14 protein-coding genes are annotated in these 18,659 nt (G+C 58.2%); 9 read left to right on the top strand and 5 right to left on the bottom strand.

Going from position 1 to position 18,659, the window contains the following annotated elements; all coding sequences use genetic code 11:
• Nucleotides 1–21: 21 nt before the first annotated feature.
• On the top strand, nucleotides 22–828 hold the full coding sequence (locus Q0Y21_RS17135) for an exodeoxyribonuclease III (protein WP_297798061.1): 807 nt from the start codon (nucleotides 22–24) through the stop codon (nucleotides 826–828).
• A gap of 211 nt (nucleotides 829–1,039) precedes the next feature.
• Here the strand turns inward: Q0Y21_RS17135 and rph are convergent, their stop codons facing one another.
• Nucleotides 1,040–1,756: a ribonuclease PH gene (gene rph / locus Q0Y21_RS17130; protein ID WP_297798059.1), complete on the bottom strand. Its 717-nt coding sequence runs from the start codon at nucleotides 1,754–1,756 to the stop codon at nucleotides 1,040–1,042.
• Nucleotides 1,757–1,947: 191 nt separating this feature from the next.
• On the opposite strand from rph, the gene Q0Y21_RS17125 reads away from it, so the two are divergent.
• The 5 genes from Q0Y21_RS17125 (at nucleotide 1,948) to Q0Y21_RS17105 (ending at nucleotide 6,642) form a co-directional block, all read left to right on the top strand.
• Nucleotides 1,948–2,814 carry a YicC/YloC family endoribonuclease gene (locus Q0Y21_RS17125; protein WP_297798057.1) on the top strand — a complete coding sequence of 289 codons (867 nt, stop codon included), beginning with the start codon at nucleotides 1,948–1,950 and terminating at the stop codon, nucleotides 2,812–2,814.
• Between the two features lie 105 nt (nucleotides 2,815–2,919).
• Nucleotides 2,920–3,552: a guanylate kinase gene (gene gmk / locus Q0Y21_RS17120; RefSeq protein WP_297798055.1), complete on the top strand. Its 633-nt coding sequence runs from the start codon at nucleotides 2,920–2,922 to the stop codon at nucleotides 3,550–3,552.
• 91 nt (nucleotides 3,553–3,643) lie between these two features.
• The gene (rpoZ, locus tag Q0Y21_RS17115; RefSeq protein WP_012139274.1) at nucleotides 3,644–3,856 is read left to right on the top strand and encodes a DNA-directed RNA polymerase subunit omega; all 213 of its coding nucleotides are present in this window, start codon (nucleotides 3,644–3,646) and stop codon (nucleotides 3,854–3,856) included.
• A 181-nt stretch (nucleotides 3,857–4,037) separates the two neighbouring features.
• Nucleotides 4,038–6,170 carry a RelA/SpoT family protein gene (locus Q0Y21_RS17110; protein ID WP_297798052.1) on the top strand — a complete coding sequence of 711 codons (2,133 nt, stop codon included), beginning with the start codon at nucleotides 4,038–4,040 and terminating at the stop codon, nucleotides 6,168–6,170.
• 85 nt (nucleotides 6,171–6,255) lie between these two features.
• Nucleotides 6,256–6,642 carry a RidA family protein gene (locus Q0Y21_RS17105; RefSeq protein WP_248185376.1) on the top strand — a complete coding sequence of 129 codons (387 nt, stop codon included), beginning with the start codon at nucleotides 6,256–6,258 and terminating at the stop codon, nucleotides 6,640–6,642.
• A gap of 53 nt (nucleotides 6,643–6,695) precedes the next feature.
• Here the strand turns inward: Q0Y21_RS17105 and Q0Y21_RS17100 are convergent, their stop codons facing one another.
• Nucleotides 6,696–7,565, bottom strand: coding sequence for an SDR family oxidoreductase (locus Q0Y21_RS17100; protein WP_297798049.1), 870 nt, complete (start codon nucleotides 7,563–7,565; stop codon nucleotides 6,696–6,698).
• Between the two features lie 111 nt (nucleotides 7,566–7,676).
• On the opposite strand from Q0Y21_RS17100, the gene Q0Y21_RS17095 reads away from it, so the two are divergent.
• From Q0Y21_RS17095 to Q0Y21_RS17085, 3 genes are read left to right on the top strand one after another with little or no spacing between them, the layout of a single operon-like run.
• Nucleotides 7,677–8,636 (top strand): hydrogen peroxide-inducible genes activator, encoded by a 960-nt coding sequence (locus Q0Y21_RS17095; protein ID WP_297798047.1) that lies wholly within the window; start codon nucleotides 7,677–7,679, stop codon nucleotides 8,634–8,636.
• 8 nt (nucleotides 8,637–8,644) lie between these two features.
• Nucleotides 8,645–10,720, top strand: coding sequence for an ATP-dependent DNA helicase RecG (recG, locus tag Q0Y21_RS17090; RefSeq protein ID WP_297798045.1), 2,076 nt, complete (start codon nucleotides 8,645–8,647; stop codon nucleotides 10,718–10,720).
• A gap of 45 nt (nucleotides 10,721–10,765) precedes the next feature.
• Nucleotides 10,766–12,130: an HDOD domain-containing protein gene (locus Q0Y21_RS17085; protein ID WP_297798043.1), complete on the top strand. Its 1,365-nt coding sequence runs from the start codon at nucleotides 10,766–10,768 to the stop codon at nucleotides 12,128–12,130.
• Between the two features lie 303 nt (nucleotides 12,131–12,433).
• On the opposite strand, the gene Q0Y21_RS17080 is transcribed toward Q0Y21_RS17085, so the two are convergent.
• From Q0Y21_RS17080 to Q0Y21_RS17070, 3 genes are all read right to left on the bottom strand, one after another.
• The gene (locus Q0Y21_RS17080) at nucleotides 12,434–12,889 is read right to left on the bottom strand and encodes a DUF2489 domain-containing protein (RefSeq protein ID WP_297798041.1); all 456 of its coding nucleotides are present in this window, start codon (nucleotides 12,887–12,889) and stop codon (nucleotides 12,434–12,436) included.
• A 19-nt stretch (nucleotides 12,890–12,908) separates the two neighbouring features.
• A complete protein-coding gene (locus Q0Y21_RS17075; protein WP_297798039.1) occupies nucleotides 12,909–15,215 on the bottom strand; it encodes a molybdopterin-dependent oxidoreductase in 2,307 nt (768 codons plus the stop codon).
• Between the two features lie 175 nt (nucleotides 15,216–15,390).
• Nucleotides 15,391–18,654, bottom strand: coding sequence for an Ig-like domain-containing protein (locus tag Q0Y21_RS17070; RefSeq protein WP_297798037.1), 3,264 nt, complete (start codon nucleotides 18,652–18,654; stop codon nucleotides 15,391–15,393).
• Nucleotides 18,655–18,659 lie beyond the last annotated feature (5 nt).

The following is an 18,659-nucleotide window of genomic DNA, read 5'->3' as shown; positions in this document are numbered from 1 at the left end:
AAACCGAATCAGGGAACACGTATGCGGGTAGTATCAATCAGCGTCAACGGTCTGGCCCAGGCTGTTGAAAAAGGTTTCTTCGAGTGGCTGGCCGAGCAGGACGCAGATGTGGTGTGCGTCCAGGATCACCGCATGCGGGCCTATGAAGTTGAAGACTTTAACCTGATTCCGGAAGGCTACGAGGCCTATTTCATCGATGGCGAGAACAACGAGGATGGCGGTGTCGGTATCTACACCCGTCATTTCCCGAAGGCCATCATGTATGGGTTCGCCAATGAACAGGCGGACCGCGAAGGGCGCTTTATTCAGGCGGACTTTGACAAGGTTTCGGTTGCCTGTGTCCTGGCCCCCTGTGCTCTGGGGCGGGAAGACGAGCTGATCGGTGATGATGATCTGACCGTGCTGGACCACAAGGACGACTTCATGGACGCCTTCGGTCTGCACATGCAGAAGACGTTGCGTAAGCGTCGCCAGTTTATTTTCTGCGCCAACCTGCAGACTGCCCACCATGTGACGGACGCGAGTCCTCTTTACCACAAGCTGGATGTGTCTGGTTTCATGCCCCATGAGCGGGCGTGGCTGGATCGTCTGTTTGATGAGATGGGCTGTATCGATGCGTTCCGCGAGATCAACAAGCAGAGTAATCAGTTTACCTGGTGGCCGGAGCAGATCGAAGGTTCGCGTAAGAATGCGGGTATCCGGGTGGACTATCACTTGATGACGCCGGGCATTCGCAAGACCATTCAGGACGGTTGGATAGACACCGGCACCCGGTTCTCCGATCACGCGCCGGTGATCATGGACTACGACATCGAAATCGGCTTTTAGTTTTCAGTTTGGGAGGAAGCGCCAGGCCTGAGCCTTCTCCCCAGACACGCTACGAGCACATCCATGTGCGCTTGTTTCAGGCCGTCCCTGGCCTTCAACAGTCTGGGGAGAAGGCTCAGGCCCGGCGCCCGGACTCTGCAGTTAATCTTGCAAGCCAGTCGTAGGTCGGATTAGGCGTCAGCCGTAATCCGACACTCACAAGTCCGGGAAGTTACCCCTCCAGAGCTGCCTTCTGAATCTCAAACAGCTGATCGATACCCTTCTTCGCCAGCGCCAGCATGCTGTCCAGTTCTTCCTGAACAAACGGCGCACCCTCGGCGGTACCCTGAATCTCGATAAAGCCACCCTGATCGGTCATGATGACGTTCATGTCGGTTTCGGCTTCGGAATCTTCCGGGTAGTCGAGGTCGACAACCGGGGTACCTTTGTACACGCCAACCGAGAGAGCCGCAACCATCTGCTTCAGCGGTGATTCCTTCAGGCGCTTTTCCGCGACCAGGTGGTTCAGTGCATCGACCAGGGCCACGCAGCCGCCGGTGATGGCCGCAGTGCGGGTGCCGCCGTCGGCCTGGATGACGTCGCAGTCGATGGTGATGGAGTGCTCGCCCAGAGCGCTCAAATCAACCGCCGCACGCAGGGAACGACCGATCAGGCGCTGGATTTCGACGGTGCGGCCGCCCTGTTTGCCACGGGCGGCTTCGCGGCCCATGCGGCTGCCGGTGGAGCGGGGCAGCATGCCGTATTCGGCGGTGATCCAGCCTTTGCCTTCGCCGCGCAGGAACGGGGGAACCTTGTTCTCGACAGACGCGGTGCAGATGACTTTGGTGTCGCCGAACTCGATCAGTACGGAGCCTTCTGCGTGGCGGGTGTAGTTGCGGGTAATTCGGATGTCTCTCGGTTGTTCCGGAGTTCTTCCGCTTGGTCGCATAGTGTTTCCTGATAGTGGTAGTGGATGTCCGGGCGTTATACCCGGTTGTTGAGAAAATGAAAGACCGCCGAGTATAACACGGGGAATTTCCGGTCTCTGCCGTGGAGGGTCACGGCGTTGGTCGGGTTCGCGGTTTTGCGCGCCGGCCTGCTAAACTTGAACGATTGCACTTGATGACAAGCGGAGTCGCCATGATCAGAAGTATGACTGCCTTTGCCCGACAGGATACCCAGGGAGAGTGGGGAACACTGACGTGTGAGATTCGTACAGTGAACCATCGGTACCTGGAGCCCTCCTTTCGGTTGCCGGAGGCGCTCCGCGAGTTGGAGAATGCATTCCGCGATCAGATTCGTCAGCAACTCAAGCGTGGAAAGGTGGATGTGTCCATGCGCCTGCAGACGGCTGAGAGCGCGACTCAGGAGTTTGAGGTCTGTGAAGAGGTGGCTCATGCGGTGAACGAGGCGGCGAATCACATCAATCGGATGCTGGATAACCCTGCCCACATCAGTGCCCTGGATATCCTGCGCTGGCCGGGTGTGCTGGCAGCCAAGGAGCTGGACTATAGCCCGGCACAGACGGCGGCGGGAGAGCTGTTCAAGCGAACGGTTGCGGAGCTGGTGACAGTCCGTGAACGGGAAGGCGAGCGTTTGCGGCCGCTGTTTGATGATCGTCTCAAGACCATGGGTGATCTCGTCAGTGAGGTGCGCAGCCTGATGCCGGAATTGCTGAAGGCCCAGGAGAAGAATCTGAAGGAGCGGTTCGAGAAGGCGAAAGTTGAGTTGGATCCGGAACGGATCGCCCAGGAGATGGTGATGCTGGCCCAGAAGAGTGACGTGGCAGAGGAACTGGACCGTCTGGAGGCTCATGTCTCCGAGGTATCGGAAACCCTGCAGTCCGATGACGCCATCGGCCGACGCCTGGATTTTCTTATGCAGGAACTGAATCGCGAAGCCAATACTCTGAGCAGCAAGAGCATCGACGCGCGGGTGACCCGCGTAGCGGTGGATCTCAAAGTGCTGATCGAGCAAATGCGGGAACAGGTGCAGAACCTGGAGTAAGGGATTTCCGCATCGTGTATAATTCCGTCCCTTGTTAATTGCGGCAGCGGGTTGTGACCGGTGGGATGTCGCGGAATTCAGTCAGGATCCGGAGTGTTGTGCACCATGAGCCAGGCAGTTGAACAAGGTACTCTCTATGTGATTTCGGCCCCTTCCGGGGCGGGGAAAACCAGCCTTGTGGCGGAAATGCTGCGCAGTGATGAGAAGCTGGGGGTATCCGTTTCCCATACTACTCGCCCAATGCGAGAGGGTGAGCAGGACGGGGTGAACTACCATTTCGTCAGCCGTGACGAGTTTGAGGCCATGATTGGCCGTGGTGATTTTCTCGAACATGCCGATGTGTTCGGTAATTATTACGGCACCTCCCAGGTCTGGGTTCGTGAAACCCTGGCAAAGGGGCGGGACGTGATCCTGGAAATCGACTGGCAGGGCGCCGAACAGGTGCGACGGGTCATTCCCGAATGTGTTGGTATATTCATTGTGCCGCCATCACCGGAAGCGTTGCGCGAGCGACTGACCGGTCGCGGGACGGATGCGCCAGAGGTGGTTGAGCGCAGGCTGCAAGAGGCCGCAGAAGAGTGTAGCCACGCTGTCGAATTTGATTACCTGGTGGTGAACGATGATTTTGGCGTGGCACTGAATGATCTGCTGGCAATTGTTCGCAGTCAGCGCCTGCGGATGACGGCCCAGCAGGTTCGCCATCGGAACTTGCTGGCGCGCCTGTCGGAACAGGGCTGACGTCGCGTTTCCGCTGTATACAAATTGAACCGGCCGCAGTAAACTATGCGGTCTGCTGAAATACTCATTTTCTTATTTTGTCGGGGAAGTTATGGCACGAGTTACCGTTGAAGATTGTCTGGAAAACGTTGATAACCGTTTTCAGCTGGTTATGCTGGCGACCAAGCGCGCTCGTCAGATTGCCACCAAGGGCTTCGAGCCGATGGTGCCGGAAGAGAATGACAAGCCTACGGTTATTGCCCTGCGTGAAATCGCCGAAGGTAAGGTGACCCGCAGTCTTCTGACAGAAGAAGATCCCGAGTAAGTCTCGGGGCCGGGAGAAATACCTGGCAACCTGCCTTAAGCATTGAAATCTGTCCCCGCCTTTTTATAGTGTAACTATAAGGCATGACTGGAAGGACAGTGGAAGGACCCGGATGCTTGCATTCGGGTTTTTTTGTCCCTGATTTTCGATCTGTACATTTTAACCTGTACTCGGAGGCGCGGTGTCGGCAGAGGCAACGGTTGAAGGGCTGGCGAAAGAACTCAGCTCCTATCTGGATACCAATCGCATCAACCAGGTGCGACGGGCCTACTATTATGCCGAACAAGCCCATGAAGGCCAGATGCGCCGCAGTGGCGACCGATACATCACCCATCCCCTGGCGGTTGCCCATATCCTTGCCGACCTGAAGCTGGATCATCAGAGCCTGATGGCGGCCATGCTTCACGACGTTATTGAAGACACTGGTATTCCCAAGGATGCCCTCTCAGATCAGTTTGGCGAGGATGTCGCCGAGCTGGTGGACGGCGTCAGCAAGCTGACCCAGATTGAATTCCGCTCCCGTGCTGAGGCCCAGGCGGAAAACTTCCAGAAGATGACCCTGGCGATGGCCCGGGATATCCGCGTTATTCTGGTGAAGCTGGCGGACCGCCTGCACAATATGCGCACCCTGGGCCCCATGCCCTATGAAAAGCGTCTGCGTATTGCCACCGAAACCCTCGATATCTACGCTCCCATTGCCAATCGCCTGGGCATGCACTCGATATGCACCGAGCTGGAGGATCTGGGCTTCTCGTCCCTGTATCCCATGCGATCGCGGTACATTTCCAAGGCGGTGGAGAAACTGAGAGGCAGTCACCGGGAAATCATCGACGAGATTCGGGGCAAGCTGCAGGAAAAACTGGAAGAGCGGGGGTTGCCGGGCCGCATTCTGGGGCGTGAAAAACACCTGAACAGCATCTACAACAAGATGAAGTTCAAGCAGAAGTCGTTCCACGAAATCATGGACGTTTACGCCTTCCGCATCATCACCGATACCGAGGACGACTGCTACCGCATTCTCGGTGCCGTGCACAGCCTCTACAAGCCGCTGCCCGGACGCTTCAAAGATTACATTGCCATGCCCAAGGCGAACGGCTACCAGTCCCTGCACACCACGCTGTTCGGTATGCACGTGAACATCGAGATCCAGATCCGTACCGAGGAAATGGAGCATATTGCGAACAACGGTATTGCTGCCCACTGGATGTACAAGAACGAACCCTCCAGCGTGACCAGTGTGAACCAGTCCCGGGTGGACCGCTGGGTGCAGGGCCTGATGGAAATGCGGGAGCGGGCGGACGATTCCCTGGAATTCATTGAACACGTCAAGGTTGATCTGTTCCCGGATGAAATCTATGTGTTCACGCCCAAGGGCAAGATTATGGAATTGCCCAGTGGCGCGACGCCGGTGGACTTTGCCTACGCCATTCACACCGATATTGGTAATGCCACCGTTGCCTGCCGTATCAACCGCAACCTGGGCTCGTTGAGCCAGCCATTGCAGAGCGGTCAGACCGTGGAAATCATCACCGCCCCCGGGGCGCGCCCGAACCCCGCGTGGTTGAGTTTTGTTGTCACCGGTAAGGCCCGCAGCAGCATTCGTCACGTGCTGAAGAATCAGAAACGGACCGAATCCCTGGAGCTCGGCAAGGCACTGCTGACGAAATCACTGAAAGGCTTCGGTACCAGCTTGTCCAAAATCAGTGACAGTCAGATCAATGCGGTGGTCAAACACAATCAGGTCACCAGCATGGATGACCTGGTCAGTGAGATCGGGCTGGGAAATCGCATGGCCTATCTGGTCGCCCGGCAGCTGGTCAGTGGTGAGGAGGAAGCCGCTGCTTCGGTGGCGGATGCCCGGTCCCAGGGTAGTCCGGTGACCATTCGCGGTACCGAGGGCCTGCTGGTCCGTTTTGCCAGCTGCTGCAAGCCGATTCCCGGTGATCCGGTGGTGGGTATTATGGACTCGGGCAAGGGCATGATGATCCATTCCGATACCTGCTCCCGTTTGCCCGAGGACGACGAGGGGCGCGCGCGCCTGACCCACCTTAAATGGGCCAAGGATATTACTGACGAGTTTTCTGTTGAGTTGCGGGTCGAGCTTGAGCGTCAGCGTGGGGTGATTGCGGAGGTGGCTAACGCTGTCGCCATGGCTGACGGCAACATCGAACGCATCAACGTGGAAGAGCAGAATGCACGGCTGGGCGTTGTCAGTCTGGTGGTGCATGTCAACGGGCGTCGCCACCTGGCGAGAGTCATGCGGCGAATTCGCAATATTCGCGCCGTGACCCACATCAACCGGGTGCGTCATTAACCCCGAGGGCCGACCAACGGCTGGTTGACAGGGTGCGCTTCAAGGGGCGACGATTGGCGTTTTGGAAGAGAGGAACCCAGAGGTCATGACCAATAAATCCATTATCCAGACCGAGAATGCCCCCCAGGCAATCGGTACCTATTCCCAGGCAGTAAAGGCCGGCGATACCGTGTACCTGTCGGGCCAGATTCCTCTGGTACCGGAAACCATGGAAGTGGTGGCCGGTGATTTCGCGGCCAAGACCCGTCAGGTGTTCGAGAACCTGAAAGCGGTATGCGAAGCCGGTGGCGGTGAGTTGAAAGACATCGTCAAGCTCAACATCTACATGACAGACCTGGCCAACTTCGCCACGGTCAACGAAATTATGGCAACGTATTTCCAGGAGCCGTACCCGGCTCGTGCCGCTGTTGGAGTGGCGGCCCTGCCCAAGGGCGTGCCTATCGAAATGGAAGCGGTGATGGTTCTGAGCTGAAAGCCCGGTACCAACAGCGATAAGAAAGCGGCCACTTGAACTGGCCGCTTTTTTTATGGGCGCTCGGTAATCATTTCCCGGTAGCCTGCCCGGAAATCCTGATAGCGAAAGCGGTAACCGGCGTCCAGCAACCGCTGGTTACTGCACCGCTTGCTACCGGCCCGCCCACCTTTGCGGGCATCCGCGCCTGGCGCCGAGCATGGCAACTGTGCCTGAACCCAGTGCACCACTTCATCGAGCCGGACTGGTTCACAGTCACTGGCGATATAGCAGTCTTCCACCGTTTCCCCGTTCAGTGATCTGTTGATCAGGTGGACCACGACCTGGGCGGCATCGACTTCGTGAATGCGGTTGCTGAATGGGCCGGGGCTGACCGGATCCATGTTGCCGGCGACTACGGCGTCCAGGAAGCGCCGGCGAGAAGGGCCGTATATCCCGCTGAAGCGAACAATGGTGCTGGGGAATCCGCTCTCCAGAGCGACCTTCTCGCCGGTCAGTATGGTCTGTCCACTGAAACGAGACGGTTTCGTTGGGCTGGATTCATCGACCCAGCTATCATCATCCTGTGCGTAGACGCTGGTGCTGCTGATAAAAATCAGACGTTGGAGTGTCTGTCCCGACAGCGCGCACAGAAGGTTGTTCAGGCCGTTCACATAGGCATCCTGATAGCCCTGCTCATCATAGCTGGAGGGGGTCAGGCAATAGACCACGGCATCGAGCCGGTCGGGTAGAACGTCCTTAAGCTGGTCTGCCTGCATAAGATCGGCTCCCAGCGGATGGATGCCGGCGGGTATCCGGTCCGGGTTTCGTCTGAGCCCGAACACTTCGGCCTGCTCGGTCAGTAATGAGGCAATGCTGCCGCCCAGCTTGCCACAGCCGGCGATGAGAATTCGTGGCTGTTTATTGCTTTCAGTGATTGCCATAGACAATTTCAATCCTTATGCTTTGGCGTATCAACCAACGGGAATTTCAAACACACAGAACTTCGACCTGGACGAACTTTTGACCTGGAAAAACCCTGACCGGAGCTCACCATGACTCTCACCGAGTTACGATACGTTGTTACCCTGGCACGGGAAAGGCATTTTGGCCGCGCCGCCGAGCGCTGTCATGTCAGTCAGCCCACACTGAGTGTGGCGGTGAAGAAGCTGGAAGACGAGCTCGGCATTCCCCTGTTTGAACGTAGCAAGAGCAGTATCCGGGTCACCGAAACCGGTCTGCGTATTATCGAGCAGGCCCAGCGCGTTCTGGATCAGGTTGGCGTTATCAAGGACATGGCCCAGGACGGCAAGAACCAGCTGAACTCTCCGCTGAAAGTCGGTGCCATTTATACCATTGGTCCGTACCTGTTTCCTCACCTTCTGCCTGAATTGCGGCGCGCCGCGCCGGATATGCCGCTGTTCATCGAAGAGAACTATACAGCCAACCTGCGTCAGAAACTCCGGCATTCCGAACTGGACGCCATCATTATTGCTTTGCCGTTTGAAGAGCCGGAAGTCGTAACCCTGCCGCTGTATGACGAGCCATTTGTGGTCCTTCTGCCTGCAGGGCACTCGCTGGCGGAGAAAGAAAGCCTGACAGCAGAAGAACTGGCTAAGGAGCAGCTGTTGCTTCTTGGCCCTGGCCACTGTTTCCGGGACCAGGTACTGGAGTCCTGCCCTCCGTTGGTGGAGGCCGTCACCCGTCATGCCGGTGCGGCGTCCCCGGCACTGGTCACGGAGGGCAGCTCCCTCGAAACCATTCGCCACATGGTCGCTTCCGGGCTGGGTATTACCGTGCTACCACTCTCAGCGGCTACCGCCATGCAGTATCACGAAGACATTCTGGCGGTTCGACCGTTCGCCCCGCCGGTTCCGTTTCGCACGGTGGCCCTGGCCTGGAGGGTGACGTTCCCGCGTCCGAAAGCCATTGATGTACTGTCGCTGGCAGCAAGTCAGTGTCGCGTCATAGAAAAGGCAAAATCCGATACCCCGGCCATTGCAGTCAGCGCCTGAGGCCTGCCATGACCTCACTGGATGATATTCCGGTCACCACACTCAAGGGCGTAGGAAGCGCCCTGGCGGACCGGCTGGCCAGGCTGGGGATACATTCCCTGCAGGATCTGCTGTTTCATCTGCCCCACCGTTACGAAGATCGTACCCGGATTATTCCCATGGGAAACCTGCGCATCGGCGATGTCGGTGTGGTGGAAGGCGAGGTGATGAAAGCCGATCTGGTCATGGGGCGCCGCCGCAGCCTGCAGGTGACTCTGAAGGACCAGAGCGGCTTCCTGGTAATGCGGTTTTTTCATTTCAACGCGGCTCAGAAAAATCAGCTGACTGAAGGCACCCGGGTGCGGTGCTTTGGCGAAGTCCGGCCCGGCCGGGCCGGCTATGAGTTTTACCACCCGGAGTATCAGATCAATCCGCCCCCCATGCCGGCGGAAGGTCAGGCGACCCTGACACCAGTCTATCCCCTGACAGAAGGGATCCAGCAGCCGCGGGTGAGATCCCTGTGCCAGCAGGCATTGTCCTATCTGAAGCGTTATCCCATTCGAGACTGGCTGCCCGCGGCCTTGCTGTCGGACTATCAACTGCCCGGTATAACGGAGGCCGTAGAGCTGGTGCATTCGCCTCCCGCCAATGCCCCGGTTCACCTGTTAATGGAAGGCAGGCACCCGGCCCAGCAACGGCTGGTGATGGAAGAGTTGCTGGCCCACCAGCTCAGCCTGTTACAGGTCAGGGAGCAGATTCAGGCGCGGGAAGCCTTGCCGCTGTTACCCGCCGGTGACCTTGTGGAACGCTTTCTGGATGCCTTGCCCTTCCGCCTGACCGGAGCCCAGCAGTACGTTGTCGGTGAGATCCGCCAGGATCTCAGTCAGCCGTTGCCGATGTTGCGCCTGGTCCAGGGGGATGTTGGTTCGGGGAAAACCGTGGTGGCCGCGTTGGCGGCGTTGCAAACCATAGGCGCGGGGGCTCAGGTCGCGTTAATGGCCCCTACCGAAATTCTCGCGGAACAGCATTACCAGAACTTCCGGGAATGGCTCGAGCCACTGGGTATTCGTCTGGCCTGGCTGTCCGGCAAGGTCAAGGGCAAGGCCCGGCGGGAAGCGTTGGAGCAGGTCAGCAGCGGTGAGGCGACGGTGGCGATTGGCACCCATGCCCTGTTTCAGGACGATGTGGTGTTCAACCGTCTGGCCCTGGTGATCGTCGATGAGCAACACCGCTTTGGTGTCCATCAGCGCCTGGCTTTGCGGGAGAAAGGGGTGGGTGGGTCCCTTGCCCCTCATCAGCTGATCATGACCGCGACGCCGATTCCGAGAACCCTGGCCATGAGCGCCTATGCCGACCTGGATACTTCGGTGATCGATGAGCTGCCGCCCGGGAGAAAACCTATTGAAACCATCGCCATACCCGATAGCCGACGGGACGATGTGGTCGAGCGCGTTCGCAACGCCTGCCGGGAGGGGCGCCAGGCCTATTGGGTCTGTACACTGATTGAAGAATCCGAAGCGCTCCAGTGCCAGGCAGCGGAGGTAACCGCCCAGGAGTTGTCGGAACGCCTTCCGGACCTGAAAATTGGCCTGGTTCACGGGCGCCTGAAAGCGGCGGAAAAAGCCGAGGTCATGACCCGATTCAAGCATGGTGAGCTGGACCTGTTGGTGGCAACGACGGTCATCGAGGTTGGCGTGGATGTTCCGAACGCCTCGCTTATTATTATTGAAAACCCGGAGCGGCTCGGGCTGGCGCAGTTGCATCAGCTTCGTGGTCGGGTAGGACGGGGCGAGCAGGCCAGTTTCTGTGTGCTGATGTATCACCCGCCACTGTCCCTGAATGGTAAAGCCAGGTTGCAGGCCCTGCGGGACAGCCAGGATGGTTTTGTGATCGCGGAGAAAGACCTGGAAATTCGTGGGCCGGGTGAGGTACTGGGAACGCGCCAAACCGGCATGATGCAGTTTCGATTGGCTGATTTCGAGCGTGACAAGGGCTGGATTGAGCCAATCCGTGAAATGGCGCCGGGGTTGATGAAGCAACCCGAAGTAGTCGGTGGCCTGATTCGTCGTTGGCTGGGTGAGAGAATTCGGTACGGCGACGTCTAAAGTCATTGTGTCACGAGATGGCACGCCAGACATTGGGGAATAACCATGGAATTACCGGTTTCGGTCCGGGAAGCGCTGGGCGACAACGCGGGGGGTGTGGCCCTGTGGGATATGCGTCAGGCAGAAAGTGACCAGTTGCTGAGAATGGTGTTGCTCAGTGACGATCAGGGAAACGTGCAGGCCATATGCCGGCATGATGACCTTCTCGATATCAACTCGCTCAATCGTCAGCTTGGGCGGGATCTGCGGGTGATGAAGCGTCGTGAGCAGCTGAGAGTCAGGGAGCGTGCAGGGCTGGCCGAGTTGCCGGCGTTGCCGTCGCTGACCGGGTGGCCCACCATTGTGGACCATCGCGTGGACAGCCTTGAGGCCATTGCCATCGTTCTCGGGTCGCAAGACCTGGCCATGGTGATGCCGAGTGAGGATTTTCGTGCGATGACCGCTCAGGCTGAAAGGGCGGATTTTGCGGTGGCTCCGGAAAGCATCCGGATCAATCTGGATTACCCGGAGAAGGACCTGGATCAGCTCCATTCTGCCATCAAGAAATTCACCGGGCTGAGAATCCATCAGCGCCTGGAAGACACGCTCGAGCTGCCACCACTTCCCGAGACTGCCCAGCGTATTATTCGCTTGCGTGTAAATCCCAATGCGGAGATGGGGGACCTGGTTGATATTGTCGAGAGTGACCCCAGTCTGGCGGCACAGATCGTGAGCTGGGCTTCGTCGTCCTTCTATGCTGCGGCAGGACAGGTTCGATCGGTGCATGATGCCGTTTCACGGGTGCTGGGATTCGATCTGGTGATGAATCTGTCAATGGGGCTGGCCCTCGGCCGGGCTCTTGCCAAACCAAAGGACCATCCGGAAGGGTATGTGGATTACTGGCAGCAGGCCATCTGGCAGGCTCAGGCCGCGAGCATCCTGAGTGCGATGATGCCCCGTGGAGAGCGCCCCGTATCCGGTCTGGCGTATCTGGCCGGACTGTTACACAACTTTGGTTATCTGGTGTTGGCTCAGGTTTTTCCACCCCATTTCAAGCTCGTGTGTCGCTCACTGGAAGTGAATGCGAACATGGACCCCGCGGTGACCGAACAATATTTTCTGGGAATAACCCGCGAGCAGATAGCTGCCGAGCTGATGCAGAACTGGGGAATGCCCGATGAGGTGGTCCTGGCGATTCGTTACCAGAAAAACCCGGACTACGAGGGTGAACACGCCGTCTATGCCAGGTTGCTATGGCTGGGGCGTCAGTTGCTCGCAGAACGTGGCGTCGCTTTGGGAGGCGGCGAGGAAGTACCCCGCACCATGTATGAATCGTTGGGGCTGGATCAGGCCGCTGTAGAAGAGCAGTTCGACAGGCTGGTCGGCAATAAAGCCAGTGTCATGGCCATGGCTGGCATGATGGCCCCTTGAATTTACTATAAAAAAGCCGGCCCAAGGGCCGGCAAGCTCACCCGCTTGTTGCAGAGTCGTCCAAACTTATCAGGAGAAAACAACGTAAGGTGTCCGCAGAGATTGGTTGGGACTACCTTGTCTTTAAATTTAGACGATGAGCTTGAAATTAAAAGTCAACCTTGGTAGCGAATAGCTGTCAGGCCGACTGTTTCAATTTTGAAACACTGGAATGTATTGATTTCCAAAGTTAAATGCCCCTGGTGTTGGTGTGCCCCGGTTACAAAATGTTACAAATTAAATTCGCGGGAGTATGGGGTGGCGTCAGAAGGTGTGATGTCGAAGGGCCGTTGCCGCACGACGGATAGCGTCCGCGTGCTTTTCTTCTATGGCAAGGCGTTCTTTGTCCATCTTTTCGATAAAGCGGGTGTCCGTAGCCTGGCGCGCCCTGTGCGTCGGCATGTGCTGGATCTGGGCGTAGACTTCCTGGAAGACCCGGAAAGGCGACTGTTCCAGTAATTCCGGGGCTACGTGGTCCAGCAACCCTTTCAGCCGCAGGCAGGCCTCCGAGTATTCGACCTGATCCTCTTCAACCGCTAGGGCAATCACCTGGATGCTTTCCACCATCGATTGCCGGCGTTCCGACTGGAACGCCCGGTTCTTGTCTGCCCGCCTGCGGTTTGTCTTCAGTAGCCTGGCCTGGCGCACGATGAACGCCGAGAGCACGGCGATGGCGATCAGGCCAGCAATAATCAGTGTCCACTGGAGCCACAGGGGCATAGGCTAATCCTCGTTTTTATCAGGCGCGTTTGCGCTGGCGTTCCGCACGCCAGACCTTCACTTTAACCTTCTGGCCGTTGAGGACTGACGTGCCCACCAGAGGGTCTACCTGCTGGTCACTCAGTACGTCATTAATGCTCGCCCCGGCATGGGCCGATGCCACGGACTGACTGGTGCCCGGACGATGATGGCCCCAGCCATGGGGAACAGAGACCACACCGGGCATAATGTCTTCGGTAATCTCAACGGGCAGCACGATGTTACCGGATACATCGCCAGAGTCCGAGGCGATTTCCGCTGAATCGCCGGACTGAAGTCCGCAGCGCGCGGCATCTCTCGGGTGGATGATGAGAGTGCAGCGATCCTTGCCCTTGACCAGTCTTTGGCTGTTATGCATCCAGGAGTTATTGCTGCGTACATGGCGGCGGCCAATCATCAGCAAGTCATCCGTGGCAGGGCGGGCCAGAACCTCGTGGAGACGGTCCAGATCCTTCAGATAGCGCCTTGGCGCGAGATTTACCTTGCCGTCACGGGTGAACAGCCTTTCGGGCATACAGGGCCTGAGGGGGCCCAGGTCGACACCGTTAGGGTTGTCCCGCAGCGCTGTCAGGGACAACCCCTTGGGCAAGTCCTGCCAATGGCGGTTGAGAGGGCTGAGTTTGGCAATGCCCTGGAGCGGATGGCGATCGGGCAGGATGTCCATGACCAGATCGATGGTCGGTTGTACCAGCCCTCGGGCCGGACCAATATCTGCCCCATAGGGTCCGGAGCGTAGCAACAGGTCCAGAATCGGGTCGGGTCCAACCTGCTTGAACGCCCGCCAACCCAGTTCAGCGCGCAGGGGCAGGCGACCGCCCTTACGTTTCTTCTCCAGTCGGTGTGCCAGTTCCAGCAGGATCTGCCAGTCATGGCGGGTATCCTCGCCGGCCTCGAACAGGGCATCACTGTATTTGGCGAAGTTGCGCACCGCAAACATGCTGAAAATCAGGTCGTAATGGCTGCGTTCGAGGGCAGCCGTGGGGGGCAGGATCACGTCTGCGTGGCGGGTGGTTTCATTCAGGTAGTAATCCACCGACACCATGAAGTCGAGCCCTTCCAGGGCCTGCTCCAGCCGACCGCCGTTGGGATTGGACAGCGCCGGGTTGCCGGCGACGGTAACAAATGCCCTGATCTGACCTTCGCCCGGTGTCAGCATCTCATCCGCCATGGTACTGGCGGGGTATTCACCAGCGAATTCCGGCAGCTTTTTCACACGACTGTAGCGCTTGCCGAAATGCCCCTGTTGGCCGGACAATCCGCCAAGGGCGACCAGGTCGATTGCGGGCTGGGTGAACATGACTCCGCCGGTGGCGTCCAGCTTGCCCGTCAGGATGTTCAGGCAGTAGGCCAACCAGGTGGCCACGCCCCCGAAGGCCTGGGTGCTCGTACCCATGCGGGTATAAAGCGCAGCTTTCTGTGTGGTGGCCAGCTGTCGTGCCAGCTGACGGATGGAATCCGCTTCCAGTCCTGTGTGCGGGCTGACCGCCTCCGGGGTGAAGCTCAGGGACGCGAGGCGCAGCAGGTCGACATCCTTGGTCCAGTTCTCCGCGTGGCCAAGGTTGACCAGATCCTCATCGAACAGGGTATGCACCATGGCCATCAGCAGCAGTGCATCAGTGCCGGGGCGGATGAAATGGAACTCGTCGGCCAATTTGGCAGTTTCCGTACGTCGCGGATCCACCACGATCATTTTCCCGCCACGACCTTTCAGGGCTTTCAGTCGCCCGCGGACGTCCGGCACCGTCATCAGGCTGCCGTTGGAGGCCATGGGGTTGGCGCCGATGCAGATAAACAGATCGGTGCGGTCGATATCGGGAATCGGAAACAGGATCTGGTGCCCGAACATTTCCAGGCTGGCCAGCATATGGGGTAGTTGATCGTTGGAGGTGGCAGAGAACCGGTTCTGGCTGCCAATGGCCCGCAAGAACGGCATGGTCGCCACCAGTGACCCGTGGTTGTGAACGTTCGGATTGCCCAGGTACACCCCGATGCTGTTGCGGCCCTGTTCCTTGCGCACCCTGTGAAGACGATCGGCCACCAGGTCGAAAGCTTCGTCCCAGTCCATTTCCTGCCAGCCGTTGGCTGTTCGGCGTATCGGTTTTTTCAGGCGGTCCGGGTCTTCGTGCAGATCCTGGAGAGCGACCGCTTTGGGGCAGATGTGGCCATGGCTTAACGGATCGTCTTCATCACCCTTGATGGAAGCGATGTGCCCATCCTTGACTTCGATAGCCACGCCGCACATGGCTTCACACAAATGGCAGGTGCGGTAATGGGTGCCGTTTTCCATGGGTCTCTCCTGAATGGCTCTTTTTATTAAGTTAGGTGCAGCAACAAGCGGGGTGGTTTCAACAGGCAACCAGATTAGCAGGAAATGAGCGCGAGGGGAAAAGCCCGATCTGGCAGAAGCGGCCATAAAAAAGGCCAGCCCGAAGGCTGGCCTGGAGTGCGGGTGAGTCCCGTGATCAATACTGCGCCGGGATCTCCTTGATTGGGTTGGAGAGGAAGTTCAGGTAGATGCCTCCTTCAGGGATAATCAGGGGAATCCTGATGGCGCCACTCTCGATTTGACCCGCTGGGTCAAGACAGCTCACCGGGTCGAGAAGGCAGTCTATGAGGTCGCCAACGATCAACAGGTCAGCATTCACTTCGACAATGATTTCGGGGGTATTGAGGTTCCTTTGTTCAATCTGCATTCGCCCGTCGTCGAAGAACGTAATTGGTCCCTCCAGTTCCAGTGAGATGGGGTAACTGTAGAGATTGTGAGAGAGTAAGGTCCCGCCGTCCGGCAGAGCCAGGTTAGGTGCGTCCAGAGTCAGATTGACCTCCTTTGCCTCGAACTTCGGGCGTCCGTCCTCTCCCTCGACGATGGAACCCTCCACGAGCCCCAGGGGATTGTCCTCGCTGGGCTCGCCATAGGTCATCCGCAAGACCTGAGGGCCGGTGACCTGCTCACCGAGGCCGTCGATGAAAACGCTTGCAGACGTGGTCGGGAGCATGGTCGGATAGAGCAGGATCTTCACGCCGACTTTATTGCCATTCGCATCCAGCTCCGGACCCACGACCTCGGTGTTGAGGCCGTAGGTCTGATAAATGAACTTGTTCTCAGGGCAGGATTCGTCGGTGGGACAGCCCACGCTGGCGCCGGCGGAGTTGTTGAGAACACTGGCCTCCTTCTCTGACACGACGTCACCATTCTCGTCGAGCTCAACCACCGCCAATTGCGCGGCGTTCTCCGAGGGCAGGAATCCGCCTTCGCCATCGGCCGGGTGATTGAATGGCTCCAGGTTGCAGTCAGTGTCGGCAAGCGTGGGGCAGTCAATTTCGTAGTTGGAGTTGCTATCCCTGACGGGGAGGTTGCGAAGAGGAGTGAACACCATTTCGGTTGTCTCCACGCCGCGGAAGAAAATCTCCATATCAGGGCCGCCGATACTCTCAGGGTCCACCAGCAGGTCGGTTTTGAAGGCGAGGCCGTTCTCACCGCAGATGAAGTTGTCTGAGGCGCCGTCCGTGCACTCTCCTTCAGCGATGGAACTCATGGTGTAACGATAGAATCCACCAACTTCCCAGGGCTCATCAGGATAGAAGCGGATGCGCTGATTGTTCTTTTCCAGTCGACCGGCGACGCTGCCTTCCACGGCGCCACTGGCATCCACCTTCTCAACGGTAAAGGTCTCGTTAAGACGAACGGAATCCAGATTCATGGATTGAGAGAAGACCACCACGATCGGACGATCCTTGGGGATGGTAGTGACCGGAAGTACCTGTCCCTGCGGGCCATTAGAGGCGGCATCTGCACATTGCCCATGAGTGCCGGCGCTCAGATCGACCGGTGTATCGGTCTGGTCTACGTAACAGGGAAAGCCAGGAAAGGTTGTCAGAGCAATCGGAGATCGCTGGGTAACCCCACCTTCTTCGCCAATGTCCAGCAGGCTGAATTTAAGGGCGGGGATGTTGGCTGGGTTCCCTGAGATATCCGTTACACCATTTATGGTCACGGTGTAGTCCACCCCATGTTTCAGGCCACCTTCCGGGTTTATCACCAGCACAGTGCCGTCCACTTTGGTCCTGAGGTTGGCGACATCGCCGTCGCTGCTGGAAAGCATGACATTTCCCGGAACGGAGTCGGCATCCAGTGGCTCATCAAAGTTCAGCACCACCGGGTCGCCCGGACGCTGCATGTCCTGTCGGGTCTCGGGAAATGCGTTTTCGGGCCCTGGCATCCAACTGACCAGTTGTGGTCCGGTCAGGTCTTCCAGTTCCTCGTCCCGCTGATCGGCCGCGTCGAGCTGGGAGGTGGAGTCGGTAGCTGCTTCGATGCGGAAGGCAATGGTGGAGTCGGTGACTTCCTGACCCAGCAGGTTGGGCTCGACCATGCCGATGGCGTCGATGGTCAGCGTGCCGTCTTCCACCAGCGCAATACCGGTCAGTTCAACGCCAAGCAGGTCCTGGGACAGAGAGGCATTCGGTTGCTCTTCCTCCGTGTTCATGGACACGTCCATGAACAGCTTGACGTGGCGGGGCGCGCTCTGGTCGTCAGTATAGGGGTTAGGCATCAGATAGCCGGTGGCATCGGACAGCATGGTGACCTTGATGTTGCCAGTCTGCTGAATGCCGCCGGTGTCCGGGTCGATAATGGGCACTGTGCCATTGATGCGTACGTCCAGGCTGCTGCTGTTCAGCAGGCTGCCTTTGGGCACGCGCAGAGGCAAAGGTTCGTCGGCTTCAAAGGCCGGTGCGAATGCCAGTTCGGCGAACAGTCCGCCGGTCTGCTGTGACGGGCCAGCGGTTCCCTGTAGAACAGAGTTCAGGGTGACGCCGTTAATGATCTGGCCGTTCAGTTTCGAGCGGCGCGCGTCGGTTTCTGTACTACCCGCATTCAGGCCGGAATCAATGACTTCCTGGAACAGAACGACTCTCGGGCCGGTATCGCGCGGCGTGATCTCTTCACTGAAATTCTCCAGCACACCGCCGTTAAGGCCGGGCAGATTGCTGATGGACACGGTGTAGGTTTCGCCCGGGGTCAGGAAATCATTATCCCGGCCACACAGCTCCGGAGTGTCTGGTATGCAGGGATCAATAGTGACCTGGCGGCCCTTGACCAGAACTTTAGCGGGCACCTGGTCACCGTTACTGTCGGTCATCTCGATAATGCCGCCCAGTTCTTTCCACTCAGGGTGCACCGTTTGGGTGAGGCGCAGGCGGAAGGTGGAGATGTCCATGGGCCTGAACACTGTGCCAGGCGCCGGAATCATCTCTGCCACGTCGAAGCTGGAACTCAGGTTATCGAGCCCTGCAATGCCGCTGAGTGCCCCACGGGTGGAGAATTGCACACCGGCGGCGCCAACGGCGTTGGGTGTCCGGATAATACGGTTGCCCTCGGCCAGCAGGCCTTCGGCGAATTCAATGGTGTACTCGGTGCCGGGCTCCAGTTCGCCCTGCGGGGAGATTTTCAGGCTGCGATTACCGTCCACGCCTTCGGTTGAAAAAGCAACTTCGCTGCCACCACCGGTAATGCGGATCTTGCTGGCAACATCCTCATCGGACAGTGCGTGGGAAAATCGCAATACCAGGTCGGACTTCGGGCTGACCTCTCCCTGACCATCGGATGGGTAGGAATATACAACCGAGCCTGGCGTCGTCGGCTCATTTATGGACTGTGTCTCCCCGCCGCCGCAGGCAGCAAGGATCGCAGCGGGTAACAGTGCCAATGTATTTTTGTAGTTCATGGCAG

The organism is uncultured Marinobacter sp. (genome assembly GCF_947259545.1).
In the GTDB taxonomy this organism is placed as follows: domain Bacteria; phylum Pseudomonadota; class Gammaproteobacteria; order Pseudomonadales; family Oleiphilaceae; genus Marinobacter.
Note: the sequence above shows the minus strand (reverse complement) of the source record. Positions and strands in the feature narration are given on the sequence as shown.